This is a genomic window from Deinococcus rhizophilus (assembly GCF_030271215.1).
Lineage (GTDB): Bacteria > Deinococcota > Deinococci > Deinococcales > Deinococcaceae > Deinococcus > Deinococcus rhizophilus.
Genome location: NZ_JASNGB010000164.1, coordinates 1 through 6,891, shown reverse-complemented (window position 1 = coordinate 6,891; position 6,891 = coordinate 1). Strand labels below are relative to the sequence as shown.

General features: G+C 65.4%; 6 protein-coding genes and 1 pseudogene. 2 read left to right on the top strand and 5 right to left on the bottom strand.

Going from position 1 to position 6,891, the window contains the following annotated elements; all coding sequences use genetic code 11:
* The first annotated feature begins 30 nt into the window (after positions 1 to 30).
* Entirely contained in the window at positions 31 to 624 is a 594-nt protein-coding gene (locus tag QOL99_RS13780) for an AAA family ATPase (RefSeq protein WP_285524654.1), read from the top strand.
* 145 nt (positions 625 to 769) lie between these two features.
* Here the strand turns inward: QOL99_RS13780 and QOL99_RS13775 are convergent, their stop codons facing one another.
* The 5 genes and pseudogenes from QOL99_RS13775 to QOL99_RS13755 all read right to left on the bottom strand — a co-directional run bounded on the left by QOL99_RS13775 (position 770) and on the right by QOL99_RS13755 (position 6,107).
* Entirely contained in the window at positions 770 to 2,239 is a 1,470-nt protein-coding gene (locus QOL99_RS13775) for a hypothetical protein (protein WP_285524651.1), read from the bottom strand.
* Between the two features lie 100 nt (positions 2,240 to 2,339).
* Positions 2,340 to 3,192 (bottom strand): annotated as a pseudogene (locus tag QOL99_RS13770) (IS5 family transposase).
* Between the two features lie 81 nt (positions 3,193 to 3,273).
* On the bottom strand, positions 3,274 to 4,884 hold the full coding sequence (locus QOL99_RS13765) for a hypothetical protein (protein ID WP_285524649.1): 1,611 nt from the start codon (positions 4,882 to 4,884) through the stop codon (positions 3,274 to 3,276).
* A 267-nt stretch (positions 4,885 to 5,151) separates the two neighbouring features.
* Entirely contained in the window at positions 5,152 to 5,349 is a 198-nt protein-coding gene (locus QOL99_RS13760) for a hypothetical protein (RefSeq protein WP_285524648.1), read from the bottom strand.
* A 41-nt stretch (positions 5,350 to 5,390) separates the two neighbouring features.
* On the bottom strand, positions 5,391 to 6,107 hold the full coding sequence (locus tag QOL99_RS13755) for a CBS domain-containing protein (protein ID WP_285524646.1): 717 nt from the start codon (positions 6,105 to 6,107) through the stop codon (positions 5,391 to 5,393).
* A 145-nt stretch (positions 6,108 to 6,252) separates the two neighbouring features.
* Between QOL99_RS13755 and QOL99_RS13750 the strand changes: the two genes are divergently transcribed.
* Positions 6,253 to 6,885 (top strand): hypothetical protein, encoded by a 633-nt coding sequence (locus QOL99_RS13750; protein WP_285524643.1) that lies wholly within the window; start codon positions 6,253 to 6,255, stop codon positions 6,883 to 6,885.
* Positions 6,886 to 6,891: the final 6 nt, after the last annotated feature.

Sequence of the window (6,891 nt, the reverse complement as noted above, 5' to 3'; positions counted from 1 at the left end):
CGCCCCCACCCGTTTCTCCATGACGTTATTATGTCAAATGCTCTAATCATCGACGAATTCAACCGTGCCCACCAAGACGAGGCCTTCGGGCGGCTGCTCACCCTACTCGACTCACGCTACCGCACGCAGCTTCCGCTGGTCGGCCCCGACGACGGGGCTCCGGAGGAGGTGTACCTCCCGGCGGACTTCCTGCTGATCGGCACCCTGAACGACGCGGACACCGCGCGACTGCACGACCTGAGTGCCGCCCTCCAGCGGCGCTTCACGAGCGTCCATGTAGGTGTGCCCATGTCTGAGCGAACGCACCTCGAGCGGACGTACGCCGAGATCCCCCAGAGCACCTTTGAAGCCCTGTACGGTGTGGTGGGGACTGGTGGTCCCCAGGACCGGCCCGAGGGACGGCTGCGCGGCACGGTGACGGTCGGGACCCACTTCATGAGCGAGGTGCTCGAGTACGTGCGGGCCGGTATGACACTCGACGCCTCCCTCTCCACACTCGCCGAGAGCCACCTGACTCACCTGACCCGCGCCGACCTCGAGCGGCTCGCGGCGCACGCCGGGCAGCACCAGCTCCAGGGGCTGCAGACGCAGGTGGAAAAGGCCATGACCGCTGCGGCCTTCTGATTCACGTGTTCTCCAAGGATCTGCCGTCCACACCAGTGGTCACCGGACGCCACCTCTTGGCCGCCAGACCCGGTCCAAGGCCTTTCTTCCCCACGAGCTCCATGATCCGAATCCCCACCACCAGCTGCAGACCTCATTTACGAATTTACGAGGTTGCTCCCGCGCGGATCAGGGCCATGACAATCGGCTCCATAGCCTTCGTTAATCCTCCGGCCTGCAATTGGCGGACAGCATCGGCCTGCAACAGCCGGACCACTTCCCGGTGCTGTCTGGCCCAGAGTGGAGAGGCACGCACCCGGGCCAGCAGGACTTTGCCGTCACGGCCCGACTTCCTGGCCGCCCCCTGAACCTCCCAATCCAGCAGCCAGCAGGCCATCTGGCCCCAAGGCAGGGTCGGGCGCTGTCCTTTCAGGGCCTCAGTGACTTCAGGGGGCAGGAACTCCACTTCCGTCAGTGCGTACGTGACGGCCACCACGTATGACGTAAAAGGTTGGCGGTAGTTCAGCATGAACTTCCCCGCCAGCAGATCCTTTTCCATATCACGCATCAGACGCCAGAGCTGCACCAGCTCGGGTTTTGCTGGAGCGAGGTAGGCTCGGATCTCGTCAACGGCCTCGAGGGGCGGGTCGAAGGTGCAGAACTGGGGGACGAGGAAGTCGAGGTAGGTTTGCAGGACGACCTGCGGTACACCCAGGCGACTCGGCTCAATGGCCAGACGGTCCTCCGGAGCGAGTCTCCGGTCAGGGCCCTTCCGGATCAGTGCGACTCGGGTGGAAACTTCCAGCGGCGCAGGCTTACGGTCTGCGACAAGCAGCTCCAGGGTCCGCAGCCTCTGCACCATCCGCCCCATCTCCTGCTGAAATGCCCCTGCGCCCAAGCGACGCTGCGCGTCCATGTACACCAGTTGACGCGCGTGCTGCAAGCTCTCGCTCCAGACATCATGGGCCCGGAGGGCGCGAAAACCCGCCATGTACGTACGCTTGGAGCTCAGAGACTCCAGAAGGTGATGTTCAAGGGCCCACTCGGCCAGGGCCCGCCAGGGCAGGCTGACGGCGCGTTCTGGCCGGGAATGTCTCGGCAGTCGCCCGGCCCGCGTCAAAGCCTGAGAAATGGCCTCCACCTTGCCCTGCACCTGGGCCCGCCAGTGAAAAGCGCACGCGCCCGCCACCATTCCGGCTTCCAGGGCGTGCAAGACCTGCCAGAGATCCTCCACCTCATTCACGGCGGGCTGAAAGAACGTTGCCAGTTGGTCGACGTCGCGAGCATCTGGAAGGAACGATGGGTCTGGAAGAACGGCCGAAACCATCTCCAGATAGGCCTCCATGACCGCGACAGGGATCCAAATGCCCCCCGGTGAAAACTGGACCTGTTGCACATGTGTTGAGCGGGACAGGCCGGGTGTCTCCTCACCCGGTGGCAAGGCGGTGAGCACCGGCGCCTTCACCCGTTTGGGCTTCTTGCTCCCAGCCTGCGCAGCTGGGCGTACGTGTGAGCCGGGCATCCGCGCCCGCGGCGCGGCGGGGACGGCTTCCACCATCGGGACCCGTACGCCGCCTTTCGAGACATGAACGTGCAGCAGCGGTTTGACCTGATTGATGCCGTCTTTGGTGGGCACAGGTGGATCTCCGTTCACAAGAGGGTTGCTGAAGTCGACGCTGCATGAGGTTACGACACGAGCCGGGACGGGCTGCCCACTAAAGTGCGTCTGAAAACCGTCACGGTGGTCCTTTTGCCAGGCGACGCACCATCAGCCGAATCATGACCTCGTATACCAGGTTCTCTGCGGTTTCGATCAGCGCCTCGTCGTCCTTGGCCATCCTCCGTGACTACCCCAGCCAGGCGAACGTGCGCTCCACCACCCACCACCCAGCGGCGCTTGGGCACCACGAATCCTTTGGGCACCTCCACGACCCGTGGAGGTGCGTCCTTGGGTGCCCAGGTGCCCTGCCAGCCGGACCAGGGATGTTTGACGATGTCCATGGTCCAACCCAGGTGCGTCTTGATGTCTCTAGCGAGTTTCCCGGTGTAGCCCGCATCCGCCCACAGGTGCCCCATGCGCGGAAAGACGCTCGGGAGATCCCGCAGGAGGAGGACCGCGCCCGCGCGGTCCCGGATGTCCGCTTCGTGCACCTTGATCGCCATGACCAGCCCCAGGGTGTCGACGAGCAGGTGACGCTTGCGACCACTGACTTTCTTGCCGCCGTCGTATCCACGGGGTCCACTAGCTTCAGTGGTTTTGACGGATGGACTGTCGATGATGGCCGCGCTTGGGGTCGCGGCGCGACCTTCCCGGAGTCGAACCCACTCCCGCAACGTTGTATGGATTACCTCCCAGACGCCTTGCAGCCTCCATATCCGGTGGGAGTGATAGACGGTCTGCCAGGGGGGAAAGTCATGCGGCATTGCCCGCCAGGCAATGCCGCCGCGCAGCAGATAGAAAATGCCGTCCAGGATCTCCCGCAATGACCACTTCCGGGGGCGGCCAACTGGGGCTTCTGGAGGAAGCAGCGGGAGAAGCACGTTCCACTCGGCATCCGTGAGATCGTTCGGGTGCGCAGGCCGGGTCATGAGCGCACCTCCTCCGACTCATCGTGTGCTCTCTTTCACGCAGGGAAAACACGCGCCAGCACGTTTTTCAGACGCACTTTACTACCGCACGCAGGCGGGAGCAGCCCAGGCTTCCTCCATGGTGCGTCCACCCGACGACTGAATCTCGATGGAACTCAGGGCCAGCCCAGGCAGCGCCAAGGCCATATACATGGTGTTGGCGTTCAAGGTGTAACCACGCGCCAGCGCCCACGAGGTCGAGGCAGACGCGGTCGGTGCGGAGGGAAAGAGTCCGTTCACCGAGACGGGCTGGCCAGTCGCTCCCCTGGCTGGACATGCGGAGACCAAGCCGATGCTCTTCAGGTACGCCTGCCGTGCAGCCTGCTGTTCTGCGGGGACCCACCGGTTAATCAGCTTACTGATAGCGCCGGCCTCACTGGCCAGCGCCACGTACGTGACGTCGATGAAACGCAGGGCGCTGGACGAGCGGGTGAGCTTCGAAGGATCGTTCCCCAGCGCGACCCGCTGAGACGCGTTCGTCAGTACCAGGCCGCTCCCCAGGGGCAGGGTGACGTTCCGGTCGCGGCGCAGGACCTGGGGCCCCTGGGCCATGCCGGCAGGGAAGTACATCGCATCCGCAGGCCCCATCACTCCTTTCAGGCTCGGCAGGGGGCGGCCGGTCAGGGTCACCAGGTCCCGGAGGTCCTGCACGGTACCCACGTCCGTATAGTCCTGCGAACCGAGGCCGTACACGCCGACCGCCACGGTCTTGCCGTTTTTCAGGAAGGCGAAGTAGCCCTCGCTGCCCACGCTGTAGGAATCCTTCGTCGCGTACGTCGCGAAGAGGTACCCACCCACCTGCGCGTTGCCCAGCACCCGGCAGCCCACCTTCTGGCACAGCGCCGTGGCGGAAAAGGGCGTGGTCGTGCCCAGGATGTTGGTGCCGCCCGCCACCGGAGCGGTCACGGCCACCGCTGTCCAGCCGGTGGGTTCGGGAGTCGCCTTCACGGCCTGCACGCTCCCCTGGCCCGTCGCGGTCCGCTCGTTGCCGCAGCGACCAGAGATGGGCTGCTGGGTAAAGCGCGGAGCCGCGCCCGGCGTCACGCGAATCACCCGAGCCTTCCAGGTTCCGCCGCTGCCCACCGCCCCGCAATTGTCCTCCCAAACGGAGAGCTTGTTCTGAGAGTTGAAGCTGGCGAGCAGTCGACGCTGTGGCGCGAGTTCCGCGACTTCCAGGTAGCCGGTGGTGTACCCCTGCCCGGTAAAGCCGCCACTCAGGGCGAGCTCGGTGTACCCGTTGCGGTTGATGTCCTTGAGGGCGTACATCTCCGAGTGCAGGGCGGTGAAGGCGTAATGGGCCAGGACCTGACTCCCCTGGGTGATCACCAGCCCCTGGTTCCAACCCGGGCGGAAGTAGCAGTAGGTGTAGAGGTAGGCGGTCTGCTTCGCTCCCTTGACCGTGAAGGCCCCCGGCGCGACCCCGTTGATCTGGAAGTCCTGGCCGCTACAGCCAGCCTCGGAAGGGCGGAAGTCGGGCGTGTCCCAGGCTTTGGCCCGGGCGGCCTGCGACGCGAGCGTCTGGATGCGCGAGCGCTCCTGGGGACTCACGTTCGGCTTGGGGGTTGGCAGGCGGCTGTCATAGACCACGTTGCCCTGCGCGGCGGCCAGCCCGCCGCAGCTCAGCAGGGCCAGGGCGATCATCGGGAGCTTCATGCCCAGATCGTAGGCAAGAACGGGCCTGTAAAAGAGCGCAGAATCGGATGCCCCCATTAGGGGCTATGACCGGGCCGGAGCAGTGTCCTCAAAGTGCGGGAGGGACTCGATCTGCCAACCTGTACCCTGAGCCGTACCAGCAGCACCTGTGGCTTTCCCAGGTAAGGACCTTCCAGCCACCATCACCGAAACAGCCAGGTGTGGTCGGCCGTCAGGACCTTCCAGACCCATGCTGGGATCAGTCAGAGCCCCCGCACTGCATGTCCCTCACAGTTGCGGGACCAACCGCGTGAGGATTGGGCCCGCCGAGCGCTGGCGCCAGGACTCGCGACACTCGGCCACCTCGACGATGAGCCCCCGTACCTGCTCGGCCATCTCCTCACCCAGCGGTTCGCGGCAGCCCCGTATCGCATCGCCGCGCCAGCGCGACGAGCAGGTCGCGCCCATCACGGCATGCTCCATCATCTCGGGGCATGCCACGGGCCTTCGATGGGAGTCGGCTGCCCTTACCCTCCAGCCGCTTCAAATGCCTGAGGCAGGTCGTAGGCGGTGACGATTCCCAGCAGGTACTCGGTCGCCCGGCCGTGTTGGGTGATGAGCACGGCGCTGAGCCGCTCACCCCGCCGGGTGTGCTCATCGAACGCCTCGATCACGCTGAGCAGCGGTTCGCTTCTCGGAACGAAAGCGTACTTCTCGACGCTCTCCTTATGGGGCAGCACTTCCCCTACCGGAACGGTGAGGTCGACCAGCTCACCCTCCACGTTCGCGCCCAGCCACCGCGAGACGGTGTCGGCTGTCAAGAGGTCCACGAAGACCCTGTTCCGGTACACCGGCAGTTGCGACAGGCTGTCCCGGGACATAACCGTGAGCGCGTGCCCAACCGGCGCGTCCGCCTCCGCGACGGTGACCTCGCGCCGGAAGACGCTATAGACGTCTTTGTCCTGCATAAGGATGCTCACGATGCCCTCGAGATGCCCGGCCACCTCCTCATCGACTGCAGCCAGGTAGCGGCCACGGAGGCGCCGATGAACCAGCAGGTTACGCAGGTCGGCGTAGCCTTTCAGGTCTTCCGCGTATGGGCGAATGGCCCGGTCACTCCGCTCCGCGCGGGCCAGCAGGGTGCCGAACTCCTCGCGACGTGCGCCGGTACCGTGCCGGGTGGCGAGGTAGCGCTCGACCTCCGTGAATGCGCCGAGGAACCGCGCCGTGGCGTCCTTGTCCATGTCCCCACTGTAGTCCAGAGTTTCCGTCTGACGGAAAAACAGAAGCGGGTTACCTTGCCTATGGAGGTCACCGATGCCACTTCAACAGGAATTTCAACCCCAGCTTACAGTCACCCGGGAAAGTTCACAGGTGGTGCGCCTGGATTTGGCACCGGCCGTTACCCCGCTCGGACCAGGGCGGCTGAACCTTGCAGTGGTCGCCGCGCACGATGGGCTCGCGTCCCTTCAGGAGGCGGCGCCCCACGCCCCACACCCAGTCGCCCTGATCTCAGCCTCAGGCCAGCTGCACCGCGACCTGACCGGACAGACGGAGGACCACGCCCACCGTCCAGTGGACCTGGTCCGCGCGGTGTCCCTGGCCGGCACCCTGCTCTCTGACGCGGCGCGGCGTGGCCCGGCGAGGATCCTGCTGATGTGGGACCACGTGCCCCCGTCAAGGCTCGAGCTCGACCTCCTCATGTCCTCGCTGGCCCGGCAGAACGTTGCCCTCGACGTGATCACCACGGCCGCCGCCGGACCCACCTGGACCACACTGACGTCCCGCGCCTTCGGCCAGGTGTCGGTTGGGCGGACAGACCCGGCAGAGAGCTTCGGCACCTACCTCGAAGGGCGCCGCGGCATCGTCCTGGAGGGCGCGGAGGTCCAGGCTTACGGCCTGGTGGGGATTGGCCCGCAGTGGCACGCGGGGCGGACCACCCTGCCGCCGTTACACGGGGGCGAAGTTCAACGCCTGCACCTGGGGGGTGGTTTAAGGAAGCTGCTACGAAGCGCAAAGTGAAGAGTT